The 24,077-nt window shown below is 34.9% G+C and carries 21 protein-coding genes and 1 pseudogene; 16 read left to right on the top strand and 6 right to left on the bottom strand.

What is annotated here, in order from left to right; genetic code table 11:
• Positions 1–9: 9 nt before the first annotated feature.
• The 7 genes from HMPREF2767_RS06545 (at position 10) to HMPREF2767_RS06575 (ending at position 10,174) form a co-directional block, all read left to right on the top strand.
• Positions 10–1,737, top strand: a complete 1,728-nt coding sequence (locus HMPREF2767_RS06545) for a GMC family oxidoreductase (protein WP_070623273.1) — start codon at positions 10–12, stop codon at positions 1,735–1,737.
• 736 nt (positions 1,738–2,473) lie between these two features.
• Positions 2,474–3,244: a twin-arginine translocase subunit TatC gene (gene tatC / locus HMPREF2767_RS06550; protein WP_070623276.1), complete on the top strand. Its 771-nt coding sequence runs from the start codon at positions 2,474–2,476 to the stop codon at positions 3,242–3,244.
• Between the two features lie 68 nt (positions 3,245–3,312).
• Positions 3,313–4,797, top strand: a complete 1,485-nt coding sequence (locus HMPREF2767_RS06555; RefSeq protein WP_070623279.1) for a UDP-N-acetylmuramoyl-L-alanyl-D-glutamate--2,6-diaminopimelate ligase — start codon at positions 3,313–3,315, stop codon at positions 4,795–4,797.
• 30 nt (positions 4,798–4,827) lie between these two features.
• The gene (locus HMPREF2767_RS06560; protein WP_070457479.1) at positions 4,828–6,384 is read left to right on the top strand and encodes a peptide chain release factor 3; all 1,557 of its coding nucleotides are present in this window, start codon (positions 4,828–4,830) and stop codon (positions 6,382–6,384) included.
• Positions 6,385–6,570: 186 nt separating this feature from the next.
• Positions 6,571–7,359 carry a TerC family protein gene (locus HMPREF2767_RS06565; RefSeq protein ID WP_070623282.1) on the top strand — a complete coding sequence of 263 codons (789 nt, stop codon included), beginning with the start codon at positions 6,571–6,573 and terminating at the stop codon, positions 7,357–7,359.
• Positions 7,352–8,725 carry a S1C family serine protease gene (locus HMPREF2767_RS06570; RefSeq protein WP_070623285.1) on the top strand — a complete coding sequence of 458 codons (1,374 nt, stop codon included), beginning with the start codon at positions 7,352–7,354 and terminating at the stop codon, positions 8,723–8,725. The genes HMPREF2767_RS06565 and HMPREF2767_RS06570 overlap by 8 nt, the downstream gene beginning before the upstream one ends.
• A 99-nt stretch (positions 8,726–8,824) precedes the next feature.
• Positions 8,825–10,174, top strand: a complete 1,350-nt coding sequence (locus HMPREF2767_RS06575) for a TrkH family potassium uptake protein (RefSeq protein WP_246828775.1) — start codon at positions 8,825–8,827, stop codon at positions 10,172–10,174.
• A gap of 53 nt (positions 10,175–10,227) precedes the next feature.
• Here HMPREF2767_RS06575 and HMPREF2767_RS06580 read toward each other — a convergent pair whose 3' ends face one another.
• Positions 10,228–10,401, bottom strand: coding sequence for a DUF2187 family protein (locus HMPREF2767_RS06580; protein ID WP_102167279.1), 174 nt, complete (start codon positions 10,399–10,401; stop codon positions 10,228–10,230).
• A gap of 80 nt (positions 10,402–10,481) precedes the next feature.
• Positions 10,482–10,937, bottom strand: coding sequence for a sigma-70 family RNA polymerase sigma factor (locus HMPREF2767_RS06585; protein ID WP_070623287.1), 456 nt, complete (start codon positions 10,935–10,937; stop codon positions 10,482–10,484).
• A 197-nt stretch (positions 10,938–11,134) separates the two neighbouring features.
• Between HMPREF2767_RS06585 and HMPREF2767_RS06590 the strand changes: the two genes are divergently transcribed.
• From HMPREF2767_RS06590 to HMPREF2767_RS06615, 6 genes are read left to right on the top strand one after another with little or no spacing between them, the layout of a single operon-like run.
• Complete coding sequence (locus tag HMPREF2767_RS06590; RefSeq protein WP_070623290.1) at positions 11,135–11,644, top strand: competence protein ComK; 510 nt, start codon at positions 11,135–11,137, stop codon at positions 11,642–11,644.
• Between the two features lie 26 nt (positions 11,645–11,670).
• Complete coding sequence (locus HMPREF2767_RS06595; RefSeq protein ID WP_070623293.1) at positions 11,671–12,492, top strand: hypothetical protein; 822 nt, start codon at positions 11,671–11,673, stop codon at positions 12,490–12,492.
• Positions 12,493–12,547: 55 nt separating this feature from the next.
• On the top strand, positions 12,548–13,273 hold the full coding sequence (locus tag HMPREF2767_RS06600) for a WecB/TagA/CpsF family glycosyltransferase (RefSeq protein ID WP_070623296.1): 726 nt from the start codon (positions 12,548–12,550) through the stop codon (positions 13,271–13,273).
• Between the two features lie 17 nt (positions 13,274–13,290).
• Positions 13,291–13,881: a YveK family protein gene (locus HMPREF2767_RS06605; RefSeq protein WP_070623299.1), complete on the top strand. Its 591-nt coding sequence runs from the start codon at positions 13,291–13,293 to the stop codon at positions 13,879–13,881.
• Positions 13,882–13,900: 19 nt separating this feature from the next.
• The gene (locus HMPREF2767_RS06610) at positions 13,901–14,533 is read left to right on the top strand and encodes a tyrosine-protein kinase family protein (RefSeq protein WP_070623302.1); all 633 of its coding nucleotides are present in this window, start codon (positions 13,901–13,903) and stop codon (positions 14,531–14,533) included.
• Positions 14,534–14,545: 12 nt separating this feature from the next.
• The gene (locus HMPREF2767_RS06615) at positions 14,546–17,137 is read left to right on the top strand and encodes a CDP-glycerol glycerophosphotransferase family protein (protein WP_070623305.1); all 2,592 of its coding nucleotides are present in this window, start codon (positions 14,546–14,548) and stop codon (positions 17,135–17,137) included.
• A 22-nt stretch (positions 17,138–17,159) separates the two neighbouring features.
• Here HMPREF2767_RS06615 and HMPREF2767_RS06620 read toward each other — a convergent pair whose 3' ends face one another.
• The 4 genes from HMPREF2767_RS06620 to tagD are packed head-to-tail and all read right to left on the bottom strand — an operon-like array spanning position 17,160 to position 20,492.
• Positions 17,160–17,585, bottom strand: coding sequence for a GNAT family N-acetyltransferase (locus HMPREF2767_RS06620; RefSeq protein ID WP_070457497.1), 426 nt, complete (start codon positions 17,583–17,585; stop codon positions 17,160–17,162).
• Positions 17,586–17,639: 54 nt separating this feature from the next.
• A complete protein-coding gene (locus tag HMPREF2767_RS06625) occupies positions 17,640–18,947 on the bottom strand; it encodes an LCP family protein (protein ID WP_070623308.1) in 1,308 nt (435 codons plus the stop codon).
• 35 nt (positions 18,948–18,982) lie between these two features.
• A complete protein-coding gene (locus HMPREF2767_RS06630) occupies positions 18,983–20,107 on the bottom strand; it encodes a CDP-glycerol glycerophosphotransferase family protein (RefSeq protein ID WP_070623312.1) in 1,125 nt (374 codons plus the stop codon).
• A complete protein-coding gene (tagD, locus tag HMPREF2767_RS06635; RefSeq protein ID WP_070623315.1) occupies positions 20,100–20,492 on the bottom strand; it encodes a glycerol-3-phosphate cytidylyltransferase in 393 nt (130 codons plus the stop codon). The genes HMPREF2767_RS06630 and tagD overlap by 8 nt, the downstream gene beginning before the upstream one ends.
• Positions 20,493–20,680: 188 nt before the next feature.
• Here tagD and HMPREF2767_RS06640 point away from each other — a divergent pair.
• The 3 genes and pseudogenes from HMPREF2767_RS06640 to tagH all read left to right on the top strand — a co-directional run.
• A pseudogene (locus HMPREF2767_RS06640) lies at positions 20,681–21,814 on the top strand (CDP-glycerol glycerophosphotransferase family protein); the annotation flags it as partial.
• A gap of 18 nt (positions 21,815–21,832) precedes the next feature.
• Positions 21,833–22,654: an ABC transporter permease gene (locus tag HMPREF2767_RS06645; protein ID WP_070623321.1), complete on the top strand. Its 822-nt coding sequence runs from the start codon at positions 21,833–21,835 to the stop codon at positions 22,652–22,654.
• A gap of 12 nt (positions 22,655–22,666) precedes the next feature.
• Positions 22,667–23,998, top strand: coding sequence for a teichoic acids export ABC transporter ATP-binding subunit TagH (gene tagH / locus HMPREF2767_RS08945; RefSeq protein WP_070623324.1), 1,332 nt, complete (start codon positions 22,667–22,669; stop codon positions 23,996–23,998).
• Positions 23,999–24,077: the final 79 nt, after the last annotated feature.

Below are 24,077 nucleotides of genomic sequence, written 5' to 3' on the forward strand. Positions count from 1 at the left end.
AATTATTAAATGGCGAAAGAACTAGAAAAAGTAGATGTACTTACAGTCGGAGCCGGCTGGACAGGGGGCATTGTTGCAGCAGAGGCAGCAAAAGCAGGATTAAAAGTACTTAGCCTTGAAAGAGGTAAAGAAAGAGGTACAGCAGATTATCAACACGTACACGACGAATTAAAATATGCGATTCGTTATGAATTAATGCAAGACACTTCTAAAGAAACTCTCACATTTAGAAACGAACCAGATCAAAGAGCGTTACCTATGCGTCAACAAGGATCATTCTTATTAGGTGATAACGTTGGAGGTGCAGGAACTCACTGGAACGGACACGTTTATAGATTCTTACCATATGACTTTGAAATCGCAACTCAAACGAAAGAGAGATACGGTGAAGAGAGACTTCAAGAAAAAGACGGATACCGTTTTAGAGACTGGGGTATTACGTATGATGAGTTAGAACCATACTTTACACAGTTTGAACAAACAGCGGGTATCAGTGGTACAGTAAACCACTTCGAAGGTAAAAGAAGTAAAGACTATCCGAACGGTCCGATGATTAAAACTAAAATGATGAAAATGTTTGAAGATGCTGTAAATGAAATGGGATACCACCCATTCTTCCTACCATCTGCAAACATGTCAGCAGCGTATGAAAACCCAGATGGTGAAAAACTTAATCAGTGTCAATATTGTGCGTTCTGTGAGCGTTTCGCGTGTGAATACGACGCGAAAGCAACGCCAGAAGTAACAGTATTAAAAACAGCACGTCGTCATGATAACTTTGAACTTCGTACACACTGTAACGTCGTAGAAGTTTTAACTGATGACAAAGATAATTCAAAAGTTACAGGTGTTAAATACGTTGACACACTTACGAAGGAAGAATTCATTCAACCAGCGGATATCGTTGTATTAACGAGTTATGTATTTAATAACTATAAACTACTTGCGGTATCTGACATCGGTGAACAATATGATCCGAAAACTGAAAAAGGTACGCTAGGTCGTAACTATTGTTATCAGACGTTTGGTGGCGCTAGAGGATTCTTCGATGAACAGTTTAATATTTTCATGGGTGCTGGTGCTTTAGGTATGTCAATGGATGACTTTAACGGAGATAACTTCGACCATGAAGACTTAGACTTCTTACATGGTGGAAATATTACTGTTGCTCAATACGGAGCTCGACCAATCTTAACGAACCCTGTTCGTAAAGGAACACCTTCATGGGGTGCAGAATTTAAAGACGAATCTATTAAACAATATACGAGATCTATATCAGTATCTGGACAATGTGCGTCAAGTCCACATAAAGATAACTACTTAGATTTAGATAATGACTATAAAGATGCTTTTGGAGTACCACTCGTAAAACTGACTTACAACTTCACAGATATGGATAGAAAGAGAACAAAATATCTGGCAGATAGATGTGGAGAAATCCTCGAGAAAATGGGTGCAAAACAAGTAGACGTCGGCGAAGAGCCAGGCGATTACGATATCGTACCTTATCAATCAACACATAACACAGGTGGTACTACGATGGGAGACGACCCTGAGACTTCAGTTGTTAACAACTGGTTACAACACTGGGACAGAGATAACCTATTCGTAGTAGGTGCTGGTAACTTTGCACACAACTCTGGTTACAACCCTACAGGAACAGTCGGAGCATTAGCATACCGCTGTGCAGAAGGTGTTATTAAGTACCATAAAGATAAAAAACGTTTAGAGAAGTAAATTAATTTATATGAGACTGTAGATGTTTTCTACAGTCTTTTTTCTTTATTGTCAACGAATAGAGATACAATTTAACGCAACACGCAATTGCGTAAACGACTATGAAATTAATTTTACGCAAATCAAAATTTACGAGTTTTTTCATCTGAAAGATAGGTCGGAAATGTATCAGAGGTGCCGTTAGCACGTTTAATTTAACGCAAATCCCTTTTGCGTAAAAGGGTAGTTCATCTATTTGACAATTACGCCGTTTGCGTGAAATAAACAGAGGTCCGTTTAACGCAAATCGCTTTTGTGTCAAAAGATGAAAAACAATTTAACGCAACACGCAATTGCGTAAACGACTATGAAATTAATTTTACGCAAATCAAAATTTACGAGTTTTTTCATCTGAAAGATAGGTCGGAAATGTATCAGTGGTGCCGTTAGCACGTTTAATTTTACGCAAATCGCTTTTGCGTAAAAGAGTAGTTCATCTATTTGACAATTACGCCGTTTGCGTGAAATAAACAGAGGTCCGTTTAACACAAATCGTTTTTGCGTAAAAAGGTAATTCATCTATTTAACGATTACGCTGTTTTGGATCAACTATACGCAGGTTAGAAAATAAAACCGCTTCAATCAGCTACAACCACGTTTATAATCTTTTATATCAACACAATGTGTACTATAATAGATAGATGATTTAATGCGTTATTTTTAAAAATTCGTTGATTGGATTAGGTGGTACATATTTATGTCTAACAATGATGAATATAAAGAAGTACAAGTGAGACGAAAGCGTAAAAAGCTAACTCAAGAAGATAATATGGCGCCTTTAATGGACCATATTCTCGATTTAAGATCTGTCGTTATTAAATCAGCAATCACTGTCGTTTTATGCTTTATTGTGATTTTTGCGACGGTCGGTTGGTGGTTTCCATACGTGTCAAAGGGTGCGAATATTGTCGTATTAGGACCTTTTGAGGTTATTCGTTTTTACTTACAGACAGCTGGTGCGATTAGTATTGGGTTATCAATACCGTTTATTTGTTGGTTCTTATGGGGCTTTATGAAACCAGGACTCGTCGAAAAAGAGACGATGTTTATTAAAAGTTCGTTACCAGGAATGTTAATTTTATTTATAGCAGGTTTACTATTTGGATACTTTGTCGTTCACCCGGTCAGTTATTTCTTTTTAATTTCACTCGGAGAAAAGAACTTTGAAGTAATTGTTACTGCAGATGAATATATGAGATTTTTACTGATGACGACCATTCCGTTTGGGTTAATATTCCAACTGCCTGTTGTCATACTATTTTTAAATTATATTGGATTATTAAATGCAGAAATGATGGTCGCTATAAGAAAATACGTCTATTTTGGACTATTAGTTTTAACGGCGATTATTATGCCTCCAGACGTATTTACACATTTAATAACTTTAACGCCAATGATTGTGTTGTATGAGATTAGTATCGTACTTATAAGAAGACGTGAAAGACGACAACAAAAACGTGCAGAATAAATACGCCTCTAGGGGCGTATTTTATTTTCATTAATGTATAATGAAATCAAACCGTTAGAGGTGAGAATATGAAAACTGAACAACTAATTTCATTACTAAAAATAAAAGAAATATATGGGACGTTACCGGAAGATGTATTCGATATTACAATCGACTCTAGAGAAGTATCTGAAGGAACGATATTTGTCGCGTTAAAAGGTGCAACGACAGACGGGTTTGATTATATCGATCAAGCGATTGAAAAAGGAAGTAGGATGATATTATCAGACCGAAATAGGGAATTACCTGAAGGCGTTGGGTTATTAAAAGTGAAAGACCCAGTAAAAGTGTCTGCGCTTTTTGCAGAGTACTTATATGATTTCCCACATGAAAGTATGACGATGGTCGGTGTCACTGGGACGAATGGTAAGACGACTGTTTCAACGATGATTCATAATTTAAGTATGAGTATGAATAAAAAAAGTGCATACTTAGGAACGAATGGATTTATGATTAACGAAGATACGTATCCATCGTTAAATACGACTCCTGAAACGACTCGTTTGCATAAAAATTTTAATGAAGCGGTAAAAAAAGAAACTGAAGTATTTACGATGGAAGTGTCGAGTCACGCACTAAAGCTTGGGCGTACGTTTGGTGTGGATTTTGATATTGTGATATTTACAAATTTAACACAAGATCATTTAGATTTTCATGGCACGATGGAAAACTACGGGTTCACTAAAGGGCTACTCTTTTCTCAACTCGGTCAAGATTTAAAAAAGACAAAATACGTCATATTAAACAATTCTGATCCGTGGTCAAAAGAATATGCTACGATGACACCTTATGAAGTGATTTCATATGGATTAGATGAAAGTGCAGATTTTTATCCGACAAATATTAAAGGAAGTCTAGAAGGTACGACGTTTACGTTACACACGCCAGACGGTGAGTTTTATGTAGAATCACCATTTGTTGGAGATTACAATATTGAAAATTTAATATGTGCGATTATAAGTGAATGGCTACAAGGATACGACTTAAATGATGTGATTAAAGCAATTAAGCAAATGAAAGCTGTATCTGGTCGTTTAGAAGTGTTAGACAATGAATTACCGATTCATTTAATCATCGACTTTGCACATACGCCAGATGCGTTAGAAAAAGTCATTCAAACAATTCGTCCGTTTAACGATGGTAAATTGATTACAGTGTATGGAATGACTGGTGAAAGAGATTATTCAAAAGCCGAAGAGATGGGTCGTATTGCGAGTCTGTCAGATTATGTCGTAATCACTGTTGATAATCCGGGTAATGACGATAAAAACATGTTAATTGATATCGTCGAAAAAGGGATGACACACGATAATTACACGACAGAAATCGACCGTGAACAAGCGATAAAAATCGCTATAGATTATGCTGAACCTGGAGATACTGTGTTCCTTGCAGGAAAAGGGCGCGAGCCGTATCAAATTATGGAAAATCATATTAAAGAACCGCATCGCGATGATTTGATTGCATTAAATTTTGCGTATAAAAAATATAACTTTCCAGGATATGAAAACTAATAATAGATAGAATTGAATTAAGGAGATTGTATGGGACTTAAAGAAGAAATCAATAAAAGAAAAACATTTGCGATTATTTCGCACCCGGATGCCGGGAAAACGACGCTAACTGAGAAGCTATTACTATTCGGTGGTGCGATTCGTGAAGCGGGTGTCGTTAAAGGTAGAAAGACAGGTAAATTCGCAACATCAGACTGGATGAAAGTCGAACAAGAGCGTGGAATCTCAGTAACGAGTTCTGTCATGCAGTTTGATTTTGACGGATATAAAGTAAATATTTTAGATACACCTGGACACGAAGACTTCTCAGAAGACACGTATCGTACACTAATGGCCGTTGACAGTGCTGTTATGGTCATCGACGCAGCAGAAGGGATCGAACCTCAGACATTAAAACTCTTTAAAGTAGCAAAAATGCGTGGGATTCCAGTGTTTACATTTATCAATAAACTTGACCGAGTCGGGAAAGATCCGTTTGAGCTTTTAGAAGAAATCGAAGAAACGTTAGATATTGAAACGTATCCGATGACGTGGCCAATTGGTATGGGACCAAGTTTCTTCGGGATTATAAACCGACGTACGAAAGAAATTAATCCGTACCGTGAAGAGACGATGTTGAAGTTAAACGACGATTACGAATTAGAAAAGTCTCACGACATCGAAAAAGACTCTGCCTTCCAAGAGTCGATTGAAGAGTTTATGCTCGTCGAAGAAGCAGGGGACGCATTCGATGAAGAAAAAATCGCAACAGGAGATTTAACACCTGTATTTTTCGGTTCAGCATTATCTAACTTTGGGGTTGAAGAATTTTTAGACACGTTTGTTGACTTTGCACCGAGCCCAGAACCACTTGAAACAAAATCAGGTGAAGTAATCGATCCGACAGAAGAAGAATTTTCAGGATTTATCTTTAAAATTCAAGCGAACATGGATCCAAAACATAGAGATAGACTCGCATTTTTACGTATCGTATCCGGTCAATTTAACCGCGGCATGGAAGTGAAGTTACAACGTACAGGTAAAAAACAAAAGGTCACGCGTGCGACGATGTTTATGGCGGATGACACAGAAACTGTAGACGTTGCGTATGCTGGAGATATTATCGGGTTATACGATACAGGTAACTATCAAATAGGAGATACGCTAACATCTGATAAACATATCGAATTTAAAGAGTTACCACAGTTTACGCCAGAGTTATTTATGAAAGTTTCTGCTAAAAACGTGATGAAGCAAAAGCACTTCTATAAAGGTATCGAGCAACTCGTTCAAGAAGGTGCAATTCAGTATTATAAGACGATTCATACGAATCAACCGATTATCGGCGCAGTCGGTCAACTTCAATTCGAAGTATTTGAGCACCGTATGAAAAACGAATATAATACAGATGTCGTAATGGAACCAATCGGCAATAAGCAAGCACGTTGGATCGAAAATGAAGAAGATATCAGAGATCAAATGGATACACAGCGTTCTACACTTGTGTATGACCGTTACGACAACAAAGTATTTCTATTTGAAAATGATTTTGCACTGAGATGGTTTAGCGATAAATACCCTGAAATTAAACTATATAGTTTACTTTAATCAATTAGAACGCGTATAATAATGTCAATGAATAATATATGGGGAGTAACGACTAGTTTACTAGTAACACATCGTCATTACGGCAAATCGCCCGGTGTGTTAAGCAATATTTATTGTTCTGTGAGACCATAGTAATTAGACAGTGTCTATTTACTATGGTCTTTTTTATATTTAAGGAGTGAAGAAATGGATTATACTATATTATTAGAGTACGCATGGGTACTTATTGTACTTGTCGTATTAGAAGGTTTACTTGCAGCAGACAATGCGGTTGTACTTGCGGTTATGGTGAGACATTTATCGCCAAAAGATCGTAAGAAAGCATTATTTTACGGATTGCTCGGTGCATTTATATTTAGAATGATTGCGATACTATTACTCGTTTGGCTCGTACAATGGTGGTTTGTCCAAGCGTTCGGTGCGTTATACTTATTCTACGTTTCGTTTAGTCATTTAAAAGATATATATAAGCATAGAGGTCGATCAGAAGAAGAAATTGACGCATTAATTGAAAAGAACGAAAAAAAGGGTTCAGGATTTTGGATGACTGTACTTAAAGTAGAAATCGCAGATATTGCGTTTGCGGTCGATTCGATTTTAGCAGCTGCAGCTATTGCCCTTGCGTTACCACATGTCGGTGGAGACTTCTTCGGAGTAAACGCAGGACAATATACAGTGATGTTAATCGGTGGTTTACTTGGAGTTATTATTATGCGTTTCTTTGCGAACTGGTTCGTAAAATTACTTGCCGAACGACCAAGTTTAGAAGTCGCAGCATTTACTATCGTTGGTTGGGTTGGTGTTAAGTTAGCAGTGTTAACACTCTCGCATGAAGCAGTTGGTATTTTACCAGAGGAATTTCCACATTCACCAATTTGGAAATTAACATTCTGGGCAGTCATGCTTATCATTATCCTTATCGGATGGTTTGCTGGTGGTAAGAAAAAAGATGTAAAGGGTGATATGAATGCGTAATGATGATGATAGAAGAGAAAACTTTGATGAAAAGTATAGGCGTCGTACGCACGCTTTAGATGAACACGATACAGTTCAATTTGAAAAGATCGATGATGATGATTTAAAAGATGATGTCAAAGACGAGCATGTTGATGAAAGAGAAGCACCATCTCACGATGATTTCCGTGAAGAACATGAAGTACAAAAAGAAGATGCGCCTAAACCAAGAACTAAGCGTGAAAAATCATCATTTTTACCAGGACTACTCGCAGGTATTATCGGTGCGATTTTAGTCGTTTCGTTGTATCACTTTTTATCTAACGATTCAAACAACGCAGATGAAGTCGTAAACAACACAAAAGACACAGCAGAAGTTCGTCAAGAAATTGAAAGTAAGCACGAAGATAAATTAATTACGGATACGATTGTAGCTGTTGAAAAAGCAAAGCCTGCAGTCGTATCAGTCATTAACTTACAAAGCCAAACGAATTTATTTGGTAATGAGTCGTCACTCGCTGAAGCGGGAACTGGGTCTGGAGTCATTTATAAAACAGATGACGAATATGCTTACGTTATTACAAATAATCACGTCATTGATAAAGCAACTGAAGTTCAAGTGAACACGCTTGAAGATGACAGTATAGAAGCAGAAATTCTAGGCACAGATATTTGGACAGATTTAGCAGTTTTAAGAATGCCTAAAGGTAACATAACTGATGTAATCGAATTTGGAGATAGCGATAAATTACTCGTCGGTGAAGAGGCAATCGCAATTGGTTCACCACTCGGTGATATGTTTAGTGGATCTGTATCTAGAGGAATTGTATCTGCATTAGATAGACGTGTACCGGTTGATATTGATGGAAACGGTACGGATGACTGGGAAGCGGCAGTACTTCAAACAGATGCAGCTATTAACCCAGGTAACTCTGGTGGTGCACTCGTCAATAGTAAAGGTGAATTAATCGGTATTAACTCGATGAAAATTGGTTTAGAGAATGTCGAAGGTATTGGTTTTGCGATTCCATCAAACGATGTTAAAGCAATTGTTTCAGAGTTAGAAACTGGTGGAGAAGTGGATCGTCCTTTTATCGGAGTTGGCTTGCTCGACTTATATTTAATTAGTACGAGCGATCAACGTAACTATTTAAAATTACCGAGCAATGTTAAACAAGGCGTCGTTCTTTCAAGTATTGAACCAGGTTCTCCAGCTGAATATGCAGGATTAGAAGAATTAGCGGTCGTTACGAAATTAGATGACACTGAAGTCAATAACGCGATGGAATTTAGACAATATTTATATGGCAACAAAAAATCAGGCGACACGATTACTGTAACGTATTATTTAGACGGTAGACAGTATGAGACTGACGTCCAGTTATAATAAGATTTTAAACGAGCAGTAATGCTCGTTTTTTTATCGTAAATTAAATTGAAAGATTGATTTAATAGGCGTATAGTATGTCTAAAGGAGAGATACTGTGTGAAAATAATCATTAATTTATTAGACCGTATGAGCCCGCAACGCTCGATATTCTTATATTATTTAGGCGCGTTAATTGTTTCTACGTTACTCATGCAACTGCCATTTTTCTATAATGAAGGTACATACATATCATTTATGGATACGTTATTCGTCACAGCTTCAGGTATCTCTGTTACGGGTCTTACGACGGTAAATATTGTCGACACGTTTAATACGTACGGGATTATTCTCCTAATGTTCATACTCAACCTCGGCGGTATTGGTATTATGGCGACGTCGACGTTTATATGGATTTTACTCGGTAGAAAGATCACATTAAGAAACCGAGCAGCAATCATGGTCGACAACAACCAATCCGCAATTGCAGGTGGGGTAAAGCTCGTTTTAAATATCGTGTCTTTACTGTTTTTAATCGAACTGATTGGTGCAATTATTTATACGTCAGTGTTTTATTATTTAACCGGTTCGTTTAAAGATGCACTCCTTCAAGGGACGTTTTTATCAGTATCTGCGACGACAAACGCTGGATTTGATTTATATCATCAATCGTTGATCGGACATAGTACAAACTTCTTTCTTACGGTTCCAGTAATGTTCCAAATCGTTCTCGGAGCGATTGGATATCCTGTATTAATCGAAGTGAAAGAGTTCTTTAGTCATAAAAACCCTCACTTTAGATTTAGTTTGTTTACGAAAGTGACGACGACGATGTATGCGTTACTTTATGTAATTGGTACAGTGTTTTATTTAATCATCGAGTGGAATGGTCCGCGTTTTCAAGATTCATTTATTACTAAAATGATGAACGCCTCGTTTATGAGTGTATCGTCAAGAAGTGCAGGAATCGTTATCGAAGACCCGTCGCTACTAAACGAAGCCACACAGCTTGTTTTAAGTATGTTAATGTTTATCGGATCATCACCATCCAGTGCGGGTGGGGGGATTCGTACGACGACATTTGCGATTTTGTTACTGACAGTAATTGCATTTGCAAGAAGTAAAGAATACCCGACGATATTTAAACGGACGATCGCAAAACAAGATGTTGAACGCGCATTTGTCGTGTTCGTCATGTCAATTGTTTTACTATTTTTAGGAATATCCGTCATCACGTTTGTTGAAGGTGACAAACATAGTTTAATGTCTATCATCTTTGAAGTATCGAGCGCGTTCGGAACGTGCGGGATGTCGATGGGCATAACAAATGACTTACAGACAAGCAGTGAGCTTATATTGATTGCACTGATGTTTATTGGCCGTGTCGGTTTTGTGAGTTTCTTATTAAGTTTTGGCAGCAAGAAAAAGACGATAATCAAATATCCGACAGAGCATTTAACAGTTGGTTAGAAATAAGAATAAAAAGAAAAAAGGCGTAAGCATTCGAGCTTACGCCTTAATCATTATTTTTTGATTGTATATCGTTTATGGTTTACTACTGTCTTTTCAAAATCTTCGTTTTCGTTCCAGTCCTCGTTTATTGTAATGTCGACGATGACTGAATTTTCGTTGATTTTTTCAACTTTACCAAGCATGCCATCGAACTCAACAATATCTCCGATTTCTGCTGGTACAATTTCTACTTCGTCTTTGTTCTTACTCATCGTAACCCCTCCAAATAATCATTATACTATTATACAATTTTCAACTATTTTTCTCAATAGAAGTGTGTATACAACGTTTTTCTCGCTTGTTTTCTTATGTTTTTTGCTGTTGATAAACTCACCCCTAAATGTTTGGCGATCTCAACGAGTGCATATCCATCAATCGTCATAAGTAGCCATGCATATTCTCGCTCAGTTAGTTTTTCTTTTACACCGATTAAATACAAATTCGCATCGATAGAATCGATAGGGATCGTATGTAGAACTCCATCTTCTGTCACTTGATATCGCTCTAATCGACGTGCATTTTTTCGAATTTCATCGATTAAACGTTGATAAATCATCGTGTAGACAAATTGTGATTCTTTACATTTGGACTCGTCGTGCTTGTTTAACGCTTCGTAAACCGCTAATCGGCCAATTTGCATATACTCATCTCGGTCATATAAAATATTCAGCCTGTTAATAATTGAAGCAATCATCGGTTCATACGATATAATCTTTTCCATTGTGACTCCTGTAAGAATCGATTCTTAAATTATTTCCGGATATGTGTAATGTACCGGGTTTTTAATCGTTCAAACAGGCGTCTTAATTAACAAAAGTTAACCTTAACTATAATAATGGTTAACAATGTAATGTATTTAAACATGAAATGATGTATAATTCGTTCTAATACTATAATTTATATGAAAGAGGACTTCCTATGAAAGGATTACCATATTTTACAAGAGACGTTAAATATATAGAACCGATTTATGATCCGACATATATGTGTCAAGCAGTATCAGATTCTGGTATCGTTCAATATAAGAAATCGTCGGAAAACTGGTTAAATGAGTATTTAACATATTTTTATGCGACGAATCTATCTGCAATACGTAAACATGTTCAATTGAATTTCAACATCCATCGTATGATACCGATTTGTGTGGATCTCGAATATCAATTTATTATGTTTCCGTTAAATTCAAATAAAAATAAGAACGTGTATTTTATTAATTTGGCTAAAGTATATCGGTGTATAAAACGTGAAAGTGGTACGACGATTGAGTTTATATGTGGAGATACGTTAGATGTCGAAATTTCATATAACCAATGTGAAAGTCAGTATGTAAAAGCGACGCAAATATATGACAGGTACGTGAAGTTTAGACATTTTAGAAGAAGATATTTAAGCGCAGAAACTAAAAAAACAATGTATAATATAAGCTAATGACATGATGCGAAAAGAGGGATTGTATGGAAATTAAAGTCAAAGTTAAAGATAGTACGCATCAATTACAAATTTTTAAATATAAATTATCACTTGATCAAAAAGTAAGAGATTTGATTGCGTTGTTAACAGACGATTTACCATATTTAACACATGAAGTATCTAAGCTAACATATGGTGAGTATTCGTATAGCGAATTGTATGAAATGAAGTTAAATAAGTTGTTCGATGCTTTAAATAAAGCGAAGTTATCGTCAGATGATTTAACGCTAGAACTCTCAATTTTAGAAAGTAAAGATAAAAATATCGCACACTTAGATTTAGACTATACACAGTTTATTAAAATGTCAGATTTATATATCGATATTAAAAAAACATACCGTGTACCGAACAGTACGATCTTTTATATCCAACAAAATGGAGAGCAGTACGTCATTCGTAAAGAAGAAAACCATTTAGAGTTTTATAGTTTTAGACAACAATTTGACGAAGCGTTTAAAGAAGACGATAGACTCCCATTTTTTGCGATTGAGTATAAATCAAAAGATGAAATGTCTCAAAAAGACATTCATTGGATTAAAAAATATCGATATCCTAAAAAAGAAAAAGAAAATCCATTTATCCATATCGAAGTCGCTAGGATATCACAAAGTATATTAGACGATATTACACGACTGATTCATAGGTTTTACACGATTATTGGGCGTTTTGAACGCGGAAAAGTTCCATTTACTGAGGTCGATAAATTGCCAACGTATATAGAACAAGATGGAAAAGTTACGATTGGTTACGTTCCGATTCTACAACTCGAACGTATTTTACAACAAAAAAAGAGCCCGAATAATTAAGAAAAAAGTTTAAAAATCATGTATGATATAGATAAGACTGAAAGTAGTGAAAGACATGATTAAAAGGGTAGTACATTTACTTGGAATTCCGTTTGTAAATACGACACATGAACAGTTTGTAGACGAACTAAAGAGACGTCTTGAGCAAAAAGAAAAGACGTTCGTCGTAACAGCAAACCCAGAAATTTTAATGAAAACAAAAGAAGATAACGAATTTCAACATGTCGTTAAACGTGCGGATTATGTCACGCCGGATGGTATCGGAGTTGTATTACTTTCCAAGTTAAAAAGACGTCCGATAAAAGAGCGAATTACCGGGTTTGATTTAACGGTCGATTTACTTCAATATGCTGATGACGAAAATTTAAGTGTGTATTTACTCGGTGCAAAAGAGTCTGTCAATAAAGAGGCGGCAAAACAAATTCAATCGACTTATCCGAATTTAAATATTGTCGGCAGACATCACGGATATATCGATATTGATGATGAAAAAATTCATGATGAGATTTATGAACAGTCACCAGATATCGTATTCGTCGCGCTCGGTGCACCAAAGCAAGAATTATTCATCGATCGTCATATTAAAAATGCACAAAAAGGGCTATTCATCGGTGTTGGTGGAAGTTTAGACGTCCATGCGAAAGCAGTGAAACGTGCGCCAGATATTTGGATTAAATTAAACTTAGAATGGTTGTACCGCATGATTAAACAACCAGAACGCATTAAAAGAAATATTAAAGTGTTTAGTTTTATGATAAAAACACTACTAAAAAATGATTAAACGTTAAGGAAGATTCTATGTCAAAACGTAATGTATCAAGTAAAGATTTTATATTATTAGCGAGTATATTAATTGGTGGAATAGTTGCGTCGTTATTTACATTGTTTTTTATTGATAACCAGTACAACGCGACTGCTGAATTTAACGTGCATACGGAAGAATCAGTAGATCCAGGAATTTATGAGGCGATTATTAAATCTGATAAAGTCGTTACAAAACTAAAAGAACAAGAGAACATTACGCTTCCTGTTCAAAAATTAAAAGAGAAGATTACTGTCACGTATAACGAAGATTCAGATACTTTAAAAGTTTCGGTAAGTTTAGACAATAGACGCGACTCTATACTGATCACAGAGAGCCTTGCACAAATCGCTACTGATGAAATAGAAACATTTGTACAAGGGAGTACAGTGGAGTATGTGACAGCTCCAGATGACGGTGTAGTAGAAGACAAGTCACATAAAGTTAAATTAATCTACGTTATTGTTGGGCTTATTATTGGATATTTTGTTGGTACGTTAATTGACACATTTCAAAAACCATGTGTCGGCAAACGTAAATCAGCGGAATCAGATTATACGGTACTTGGTTCGATACCAAAATATTAGTGTAAGTGAGTGATAATATATGTTAGATAATAGAAGACATATCGTAGTGAATGAGCCAGAAAGTGATGTCGCTTTAAAATATTTTAATATCGCAGACCGTATTAAATATTACACACAAAACAAGCAACGAGTGTTATTATTTGCATCTGAATATCAAAAAGAAGGGGTTACGACAATCGCAACTAACGTTGCGATCGCTTTAGCACGTAGGGGCGCGAATGTCGTATATCTAGATGCAAATTTAGACGACCCGACAATTCACGACACATTTCACGTTCAATTAAGAAGCGGTATTACAGATGCGATAGCGACTGACAAAAGCATACTATCAGTGACGTATGACACACCAGTATATGGACTTTCTATGATTCATGTTGGGCTACAAACGTCGATTGGAAACGAAGTCTTTTTATCGAGTAAATTTAAATATATCATTGGCACGTTAAGAAATAAATTTGATTATTGTATTATTGATGCTGGCATGAGAATGTATGACGCGGCGAATGTCGATGCAACTAAAGAAGCAATCGATGCGGCGGTGATTGTAAAAAATAAGGAACGTCATATCGTTCAGTCAAACGAACTGGCTTCAAGACTAGAAGAAAGTGGCATAGAGATTTTAGGTGTCGTCAATAATTTTGATGAAAGTTAAAGGTGAATATGTATGAGTCGATTTACAAATTATTTCTCTAAACATGTGAGAGAACGATTTACAAAAGAAATTGAACTCATCGGTATTAATAGAAGAGGGGGCGACTTTATATTTACTTATAAAGTCCTCCCGTTTATTAATATACGTGTGATTTCAAATTATAATGCGACTGTTTTAATCGATGAAATAGAACACGCAGTTCCATGCGAGTATAATGACGATTTAATTACAGTACGTGTGTCTGAAGCGTATTTTAATGATGAGCCAGACAATCTATCCGTTCAGTTATATTCGTTTAACGAGAAGATGCGTATAAAACGAAGTAAGGAACTTAAAGCGCGTACTCAATATTTTGTGAACAATAAACTATATAACATTAAAGTAAAAAGAGATGTACATATTTCTAAACGATATATGACGTTAAACTTTACTGATGAAACACAACTTGTAAATGACGCGAACGTATTAAAAGATTCTTTAGTGTTAACGTTTAATACGAAAGTGGACAAAGATTCTGTACTCTTTTTAAGTTATATTCATAAGTTCGTAGAAATACCGACGACGTTAGTTGATGATTATACGTTAAAAGTAACGGGGCTAGAACAACTTACAAACGGTGAAGCGGTATTTTATATCGCTCAAAAAGAAGATGTTTATTTATTAAAAGGCAAATTAAAAGAACACGAACTTTTTACTGAATATTATTCGTACACACTTAAGACAGAGCCGGAGTTAACGCTTGAAGTTAAAGAGCATGTGATCGTGCTCGAATCATTTTACGTGAGTGAAATAAAAGATAACGTCGTCACAGTCAATATTCAATTAGAAAAAGATATATTAATCAATCAACCGAAATTAAGTATCTTTAACCCGAGGCTTGATACGTCGGTGGATATCGATTTAACAGATCAATTACGATGTGATATACCAATTGGAGTGCTGATTGACGGATTTACAAATAAAAAAATCAACTTTATAAATGATGGTATCGTGTATCAACTTGATATTCGATATGCAAAAATTACCGATGATATGGTCGGTAAACATCTTCATGACAATGAGTATCTCAACACTCATTTTTATAGAAGAAAAGACAACTACTTAGGTTTTAAAGTATCTCGTCCACGTATAAGAAGACGTATGACATCTATTAAAGACTTTACGTTTAAAGGTTTTATGAAGGGGAGAGAGTCGTTCTCTAATGCTGAGAACGTCATTATATTTGAAGATCGTATCAGTCAAAAAACTGTCGAATATCCAGTAGACGATAAATTTAAAATAAAAGTAGTACCTGAAGATATCATCAATTTGATGAGTCGTGGTAAGACAGTGATTGATATTTACGTCGGTATGAGAAATGAAGACGGCGACATCATCGCAAGAGAAAAAATCCCATACAAACATTCAGATTATAAAAAAGATAATTTTTACGATTTAAAAATTGTTCATGAAAAAGACCGAGAAGTTTATTTACTCGTGACGACAACACCATTTAACAATTTAAAAATCGAAACATTTGTTGTACCAAAATCAGTCAACACGAATGTCACGCGAGACAACAATATATGGTTACTCGGAGAACGTACAGATACTGCACAAGAAAATGGATATGCATTGTTTAAATATTTACAAGACAAACAAGTCGAAGCGTACTATGTGATAGACGGAGAATCTAAAGATTATGAAAAGATTAAAGACGAAAAAAACGTACTCGTTTTTGGTAGTGAAGCACACTATGATATTAGTTTAAGAGCAGGGGTATTACTATGTACGCACGATTTTGAAAATATTTTACCGTACAAACCAGCGAAAGAATTCTTTAACTATGGTGATACTTTTAAAGTGTTTCTACAGCACGGTGTACTCGGTAGAAAACCAGCTGAATATCATAAAAAATACTATGAGGATCCGTTTGATATATTTATCGTATCGAGTTCAAGTGAGAAGTACGACGTCGTCGTTGAAGAGATGGGATACGATGAAGATGAAGTCATCGTTACAGGTCTTGCACGATTTGACCAATTACCGATTGGCAAAAAAGGGAAAGACATATTACTTATGCCGACGTGGCGTGACTGGATTAACACTGACGAACGATTTTTAAACAGTGAGTATTATCACCGTTATAAAAATTTAATCGAAAACGAACGCCTTCATGAAGTACTAAAAAAATATAACGTCAAATTAAATTTCTACCCGCATTATCGTGCACAGCAGTTCTTTACAAAAGAGCATATTGAAGCGACAGATAACATTGAATTTATTACGCTAGGAGAACGTACTGTACAAGATTTACTCATTGAACATGCGTTACTCATTACAGATTTTAGTAGTGTAAGTTTTGACTTTACAATGATGAAAAAACCAGTAATATACTATCACTTCGACGAAGATCGATTCTTTAATAGAGGGATATTACGACCTGTAAATGAAACATTTTTAGGAGATATCGCGGAAACAGAAGAACTTCTGATTAGCTATATCGAAGATTCGATTAAACATAACTATGAAAATAAAGTAAAAGATATTAGTGGCATTATTAAATATCAAGATCAACATAACTGTGAACGTATATATGAAGCGGTGGAACGAAAAAAACTCTAACATTTTTGTTAGAGTTTTTTTATTACAACTGTTTAATCATATCGATATGTGGGATGTTTGCGTCTAAATATTCATCGGAAAAATTTTCATAGCCGAGTTTGTTATAAAATTTAATCGCGTGAGTTTGTGCACCAAGTTTTGCCCATACGTAACCTTGTTGTCTCGCATGAATATGAACGAACGTCATTAAGTTATGTCCGAATCCGAGCTTTCTATATTCTTTTAAAACAGCCATTCTTTCGACTTTAATTGTAGAATCATCAAGCACTCGGTAACGTACTGTACCGGCTGGTTCATCGTTAAATAGTAAAATGATATGAACGCATTCTTCTTCGTACTCATCTAATTCTAAATCAGCTGGAACACCTTGTTCTTCTACAAATACTTTATTTCTAATATCCACGCAATCATCGTAGTATTTCTTATCATCTGTAATATATATATTCATAATAGACACTCCTAAAAAAATAATGACTAGGCAGTACCTAGTCATTATATAACACTATTCATAATTCTCTCTATCATCACGCTCAGGTGGGAAGTATTCATCTCTAGGATTTGTCCCTGGATCGTAATAATAATCGTCATCATTTGACTCATCTAAATATTCTTCTTCTGTTGGTTCAGTGTAGTCTTGTCCGTCAGGTTGACTAACATCTGTGTCGCCTTCATTGTCTTCATAGTTTTCTAATTGTTCTTTTGGAATGTTAAAGCCGTCACCATACTTACTTTTATATGCTGGATCGGCAAAAAACGGTATGTCTTCACCTTCAAGTTTATAATTGTTAATAATATCCTCACCGATTAAAACTGTTGGGTTTAGCCAGTAGGACAGGCGAATATTTGCGAAGTCATTTACGTCTGGTGCTTTTAAATCAAGAATCTCTCGTAACGTTCGACTTAATACAAATAAATGCTCTTCACTTGGTTTGTAGTAATACGCACCAGTATATCCAATATAATCTTCACCGAGTAATCTTGTTGTTTCAAATTTAACATCATGACTTGCAAAATATTTTGCTAAGTTTGTAATTTCATTCATCGTAAAGTTATGTGTGACATTTTCAGATACAACATCGACGAGTTTATCGATTTTTGTAATTGCACCAGTAGATTTTGAACGATTCATAATCGCCTGAATCATTTGCATTTGACGTTCACCACGTCCGAAGTCTGAATCCACTCGGCGACTTCTCACTACCGCAAGTGCCTCTTCACCTGTTAACATTCGTTTTCCTTTTTTTACTTTTATTTTACCTGAATCATCTTGGTTTGGTTCTTCCATATCAAATGGTACATCGAACTCAACTCCACCAAGTGTATTTACGATATCTACTACAGAATCAAAGTTTACGCGAATGTAAAAGTCGACAGGGATATTGAATAAGTTTTCGACTGAATCGACAGCTCCTTCAATTCCACCGAGCGCATGTGCGTGGTTGATTTTGTCGAATGCTTGTTCATCACTAATTAGACTTAGCGTATCGCGAGGGATGTTGATCATTTTAATGACGTTACCTTCACGATCGAACGTAGCTAATATCATCGTATCCGTTCTAAATTCATCTCTTTTTAATTGTTCTTTTTTAGCACGTTTTTCGTTTTCGTCAATTCCTAATATTAGTACTGTAAAACTATCTTCGATATCTACTTCTTCACCATCTTCACGAAGTTTCGACTTATCCTCTAATCCGGAAAATGAAGAGTTTACTCCTTTGTTGACTGTATAGTATATATAACCACCATAAGCGGCCCCAGCAATGCCGAGTACTAAAAGTATGACGAAAATAATTTTAAGGAATTTTTTCATAGTAATCTCCGAACTTCAAAATAATATAATAACCTTTATTGTAACATTGATAAAAGAGTATTTGTATTATTTTGGTTGTTATAATCATTCCAAAGATCTTTAAATTGACGTATTTCTTCCGCAGAGAAGTCATCATTTTTAATCATTTCAAGAATATTATCTGTGCTATATGCGATATTTGTCGTGACGAGAGATTCATAATCATCTATTAAACCTTTTGTATTCTTATACTCATCTAAATCATAAGGATAATAGATAACTGGGCGCATAAGGTTCGCAAATTCAAAGCCGACAGAAGAGTAGTCTGTAATTAAAATATCAGTCACACTTAGCACTTCTTCTAACGAAAATCCGTCATTTAGATCAATGACACCCTTAATATCAGTGTCTAACTGTACAGTAGGGTGTAGTCTTAACGCGATTCTATAATTGCTCGGTAACTGTTGACTCATTTTAGAGATGTCGAGTGGTATATCAGAAATATTAAACTGATTTTCTCGATACGTCGGCGCATACGTTACAACGATAACTTCGTCGTCTAAATTTAAGCGACTTCGAACATTATCTCGAGTCGATTGAATATTCGACTGTTCTCTATAAAAATCAAGACGTGGCATCGCTGCTTTTATGATTTTTTTATCATCAATAGAAAACGTCTGTTTAAAAATATCTGCCATACGTTTAGATCCAGCGACATAATAATCCACATTTTGATACGTTTTTTTAAACCGAGTTTTTGCACAGTCTGGACGGTGTTTAAATGACTCATCCATTAACCCAAACGCCTTTACAGCACCAACCGCATGCCACGTTTGAAATACTTTAACATAAGGTTTTAATGTAGACATACCACCAATTACAGGGAAATGATTATCGACAATAATATTTTTTGCACGACCAATTTCATATAATTCTTTAACGCTTAAATTACTCTGTGTGTACACTTTAACGTTATCAAACGTTTTAAAATCATACTGACGCGATGAAAAAATAATTACTTCATCGTAAAGACGCATCTTTGGATGGCGAATAATATAATCGATATTATCGCCAAAAGAGGTTAAAATCACGACTGAGTTTTTTAATGGTAATACACGCATCAATAAAAAGAAACGTGAGACAATAAAATTGTACACACGTATAAAAAGTTCTTTAATCATTTTGATTCAGATCTTTCTTAATTTTAGTTGTTGATACACCCTCGGTTCTCGGTAGGTATACGACTTCACATAAATCATTTAAAAAGTCGAATTCACCTTCCCAGTCATGACCCATTACGAATGTGTCAATGTTGTGATTTTTTACGTCATCACGTTTTTGATTCCAACTATTTTCTGGAATTACCTCATCGACATATTTAATCGCTTCTAAAATAAGTTTACGATCTTCATATGAGTGATATGCTTCTTTATGTTTTAAGCTATTGAAGCTATCTGTAGATAAGCCGACAACTAGATAATCTCCCATCTCTTTCGCACGTTTTAAAATATTGATATGTCCAACATGTAATAAGTCAAAAGTTCCATATGTTATAATCTTTTTCATTGGATTTCACCTTAATATTTATTTCTATCTTTTCAGTCTATACCAAAACTGTACAAATTACGATTGTTATAGTATATTACTTTACGCATTTTGACAAAACTTCGGTATAATATAGTCTATATATTATAATTAATGAAGAAAGAAAGTAGATTTAAATGAAATTTTTAAAGTCATTTTGGTTAAATATATACAAGTTTATCTTTTTTACTGCAGGTCTAATTCTACCTAAAAATAAAAAGAGAATTATGTTCGAAAGTTTTTTAGGAAAGCAATTCAGTGATAATCCTCGTGCATTATATGAATATATGAAAATGCATTATAGCGAATACGAACTTATCTGGAGTGCGGATAAGCGTCACGTAAAAACATTCGAAGAACATGGCGTGCCGTATTTTAAGAGATTCTCACTAAAGTGGTTAATCGCAATGAATACATCACATATATGGGTTTCAAATAGTAGATTACCCTTATGGATTCCTAAGCCAAGATCTACAAAGTATTTACAAACATGGCATGGTACGCCGTTAAAGCGTCTAGCATTAGATATGGATGAAGTACTTATGGCTGATACAGACACAGAAAGATATAAGAAAAACTTTACTAAAGAATCTAGTAAATGGGATTATTTAATATCTCCGAATCCATATTCAACAGAAATATTTAAACGCGCATTTAACTTTAATAAAGATATGTTAGAGACGGGATATCCTAGAAATGATTACTTAGTCAACTTTAATAATTCGGATTATATTCATAAACTCAAAGTCGAACTTGGAATCAAACGCGGCAAAAAAGTAATTCTTTATGCACCAACGTGGAGAGATAATGAATATCATGAGCGTGGACGTTATAAATTTGATATCCAGCTCGATTTAGAGCATATGCAAAAAGAATTAGGCAATGATTATATAATTTTACTACGCATGCATTACTTAATTGCTGAGAATATAGATGTAGAAAAATACAATGGGTTCGTGTTAGATTTTTCAAGTTATGAAGATATTCGTGATCTATACTTAGTATCGGATATGTTAATTACCGACTATTCTTCTGTGTTTTTTGATTATGCAATTTTAAACCGTCCGATGATGTTCTTTACGTATGACATTGACAGTTACCGTGATGTAGTTAGAGGATTTTATTTTGATTTTGAACAAAAAGCACCAGGTCCTTTATTGTACAATACTGATGAAGTTATAAACGCTATACAGAATATTGAGTCACAAGATTATTCTGTCGTTCGACAAGAGTTTAGAGAAAAGTTTTGCGCATTAGAAGACGGAAAAGCGTCTGAACGTGTAATGAAAAGTATTTTACGGTAATTATTGAAAGGGAATAAAATGAAATCTTTAATTAAACTAATACAAGAACAAATAGAATATTTCTACTTAGCACGACGATTGTCATTATATGAATTAAAAAGTAGTAATAAAAACAATTATCTTGGAATGTTCTGGGAGTTATTAAATCCACTCACACAAATATTAATCTATTGGTTCGTATTTGGAACACTAAGAGACCGTGCACCTGTAATTGTAAATGGCAATGAGACACCATTTATACTATGGCTAATTGTAGGGTTTTTAGTGTGGATTTTTTTCTACCAAGCTTCTATAGAAGCATCTAAATCTATATATACTAGACTTAGAATGTTATCTAAAATGAACTTCCCAATGAGTGTTATACCGAATATTCCTATTTTGTCTAAAATTTATATACATTTTGGAATGCTAGTTATTGCACTTATCGTACATCAAATTTATGGATATTATGTTTCAATTTATTTAATACAGGTCGTATACTTCATCTTTTGTTTATACGTCTTTACTTTTGCATTTGGCTTAATTATGTCGACGTTATCTACAATTATCAGAGATGTGCACCTGTTTTTAAACTCAACACTCAGAATGGGTCTATATGTTTCAGGAGTACTGTGGCCATTAACGATGTTAAGTGATTTCCCGAAAGTGATGTACGTATTAAAATTTAACCCACTTATCTACGTCATTGATGGATATCGATATGCATTTTTAGGTTCAGGGTGGTACATTATTGAACATTGGAAGTATGGATTATACTTCTGGGCAGTAGTATTAATATTATTATTAATAGGTGCAACGCTTCACATGAGATTTAGAAGAAACTTTATTGATTACTTATAGAGGTTGGATAATATGGAGAAAGTTATAGAAGTAAAAGATGTTTCAAAAAAATATACGTTGTTCAATGACTCTAAAGAAAAGTTTTTAAATTTGTTTAATAAAGAAAAATATGGAAAAGCTTTTTATGCACTAGATTCTGTGAGTTTTTCAGCATATGAAGGTGATGTTGTTGGATTTATTGGAACAAATGGATCTGGTAAATCAACATTATCTAATATTATCGCAGGAATTGTACCCGAAACAAAAGGAGAGGTACATACCCGTGGTGATGTTGCTTTAATTGCAGTTGCTGCAGGACTCAATAACAATTTAACAGGCAGAGAGAACATTGAGTTAAAATGTTTAATGCTCGGATTTAGTAAACAGGAAATTAAAGAATTAGAGCCAGAAATAATCGAATTTTCAGAGCTAGGGGAATTTATTGATCAGCCAGTAAAGTCATACTCTAGTGGTATGAGGTCTAGACTTGGTTTTGCAATTTCAGTAAGTGTGGATCCTGATGTACTCATTATCGATGAGGCACTGTCAGTTGGTGATAAGGCATTTGCTGAGAAAAGTTTACAGAAGATGAAAGAGTTTAAAGAGCAAGGAAAGACGATGATTTTCGTCTCGCACTCGCTCGGTCAAATGAAGCAATTTTGTAACAAAATACTTTGGTTAGAATTTGGTCGTGTTAAAGCATATGGTGAAACGAATGAAGTTCTCGGCATGTATGAAAGATATTTAAGAAAATGGCAAAAGATGACAAAGAAAGAACGCGATGAATACCGTAATAATATATTATCGTCTCCAGCCACAACAGATAATAAACAAGAAATAGGTAATACGGTAATCTATTCTCAAACAGATGAGTACATTACAGAAAAAGATGATTATGAACTTCACATGGAAAGTAGATTAGGCCATATTAGAGGTGGTAAATCATCTGTATATGAAGCACCAAATAGTAGAGAGAATGTAAAATCATCTAATGACTTTAAACATCATGTATATTATATTACCCGATCAGCAAATTATAGATTTGAGAAGTATTATTTATTATCGACTTCACGAAGTGCAGAAGATGGAGTCATTGGTTGGATGAAAGAAAAAGACATTCAATCACATACATTTTCTTTAATAGACCAAGATAATAAGCATGTCATATTGAACGGTGAAGGTAGTGCATTCTACATGCCATGGGGCGGTAAGAAAAACTCTGCATTTGGAGACTTAAAGAAACTCACTGATACAGAGATACGTGTCATTGAAACGTGGTTCATCGGTCGTAATATATGGTATAAAGCAATAATTGATAATGAACAAGTTTGGTTGAATGCGAAATATACAAAAGAAAGTGAATAAATTCATAGTAAAATAAAAGAGCCCTTCTGTATTTTTAAAAATATACAGAAGGAAGATTTTATAATCAACCTAGCCACTT

Source organism: Nosocomiicoccus sp. HMSC067E10 (genome assembly GCF_001810835.1).
In the GTDB taxonomy this organism is placed as follows: Bacteria; Bacillota; Bacilli; order Staphylococcales; family Salinicoccaceae; genus Nosocomiicoccus; species Nosocomiicoccus ampullae_A.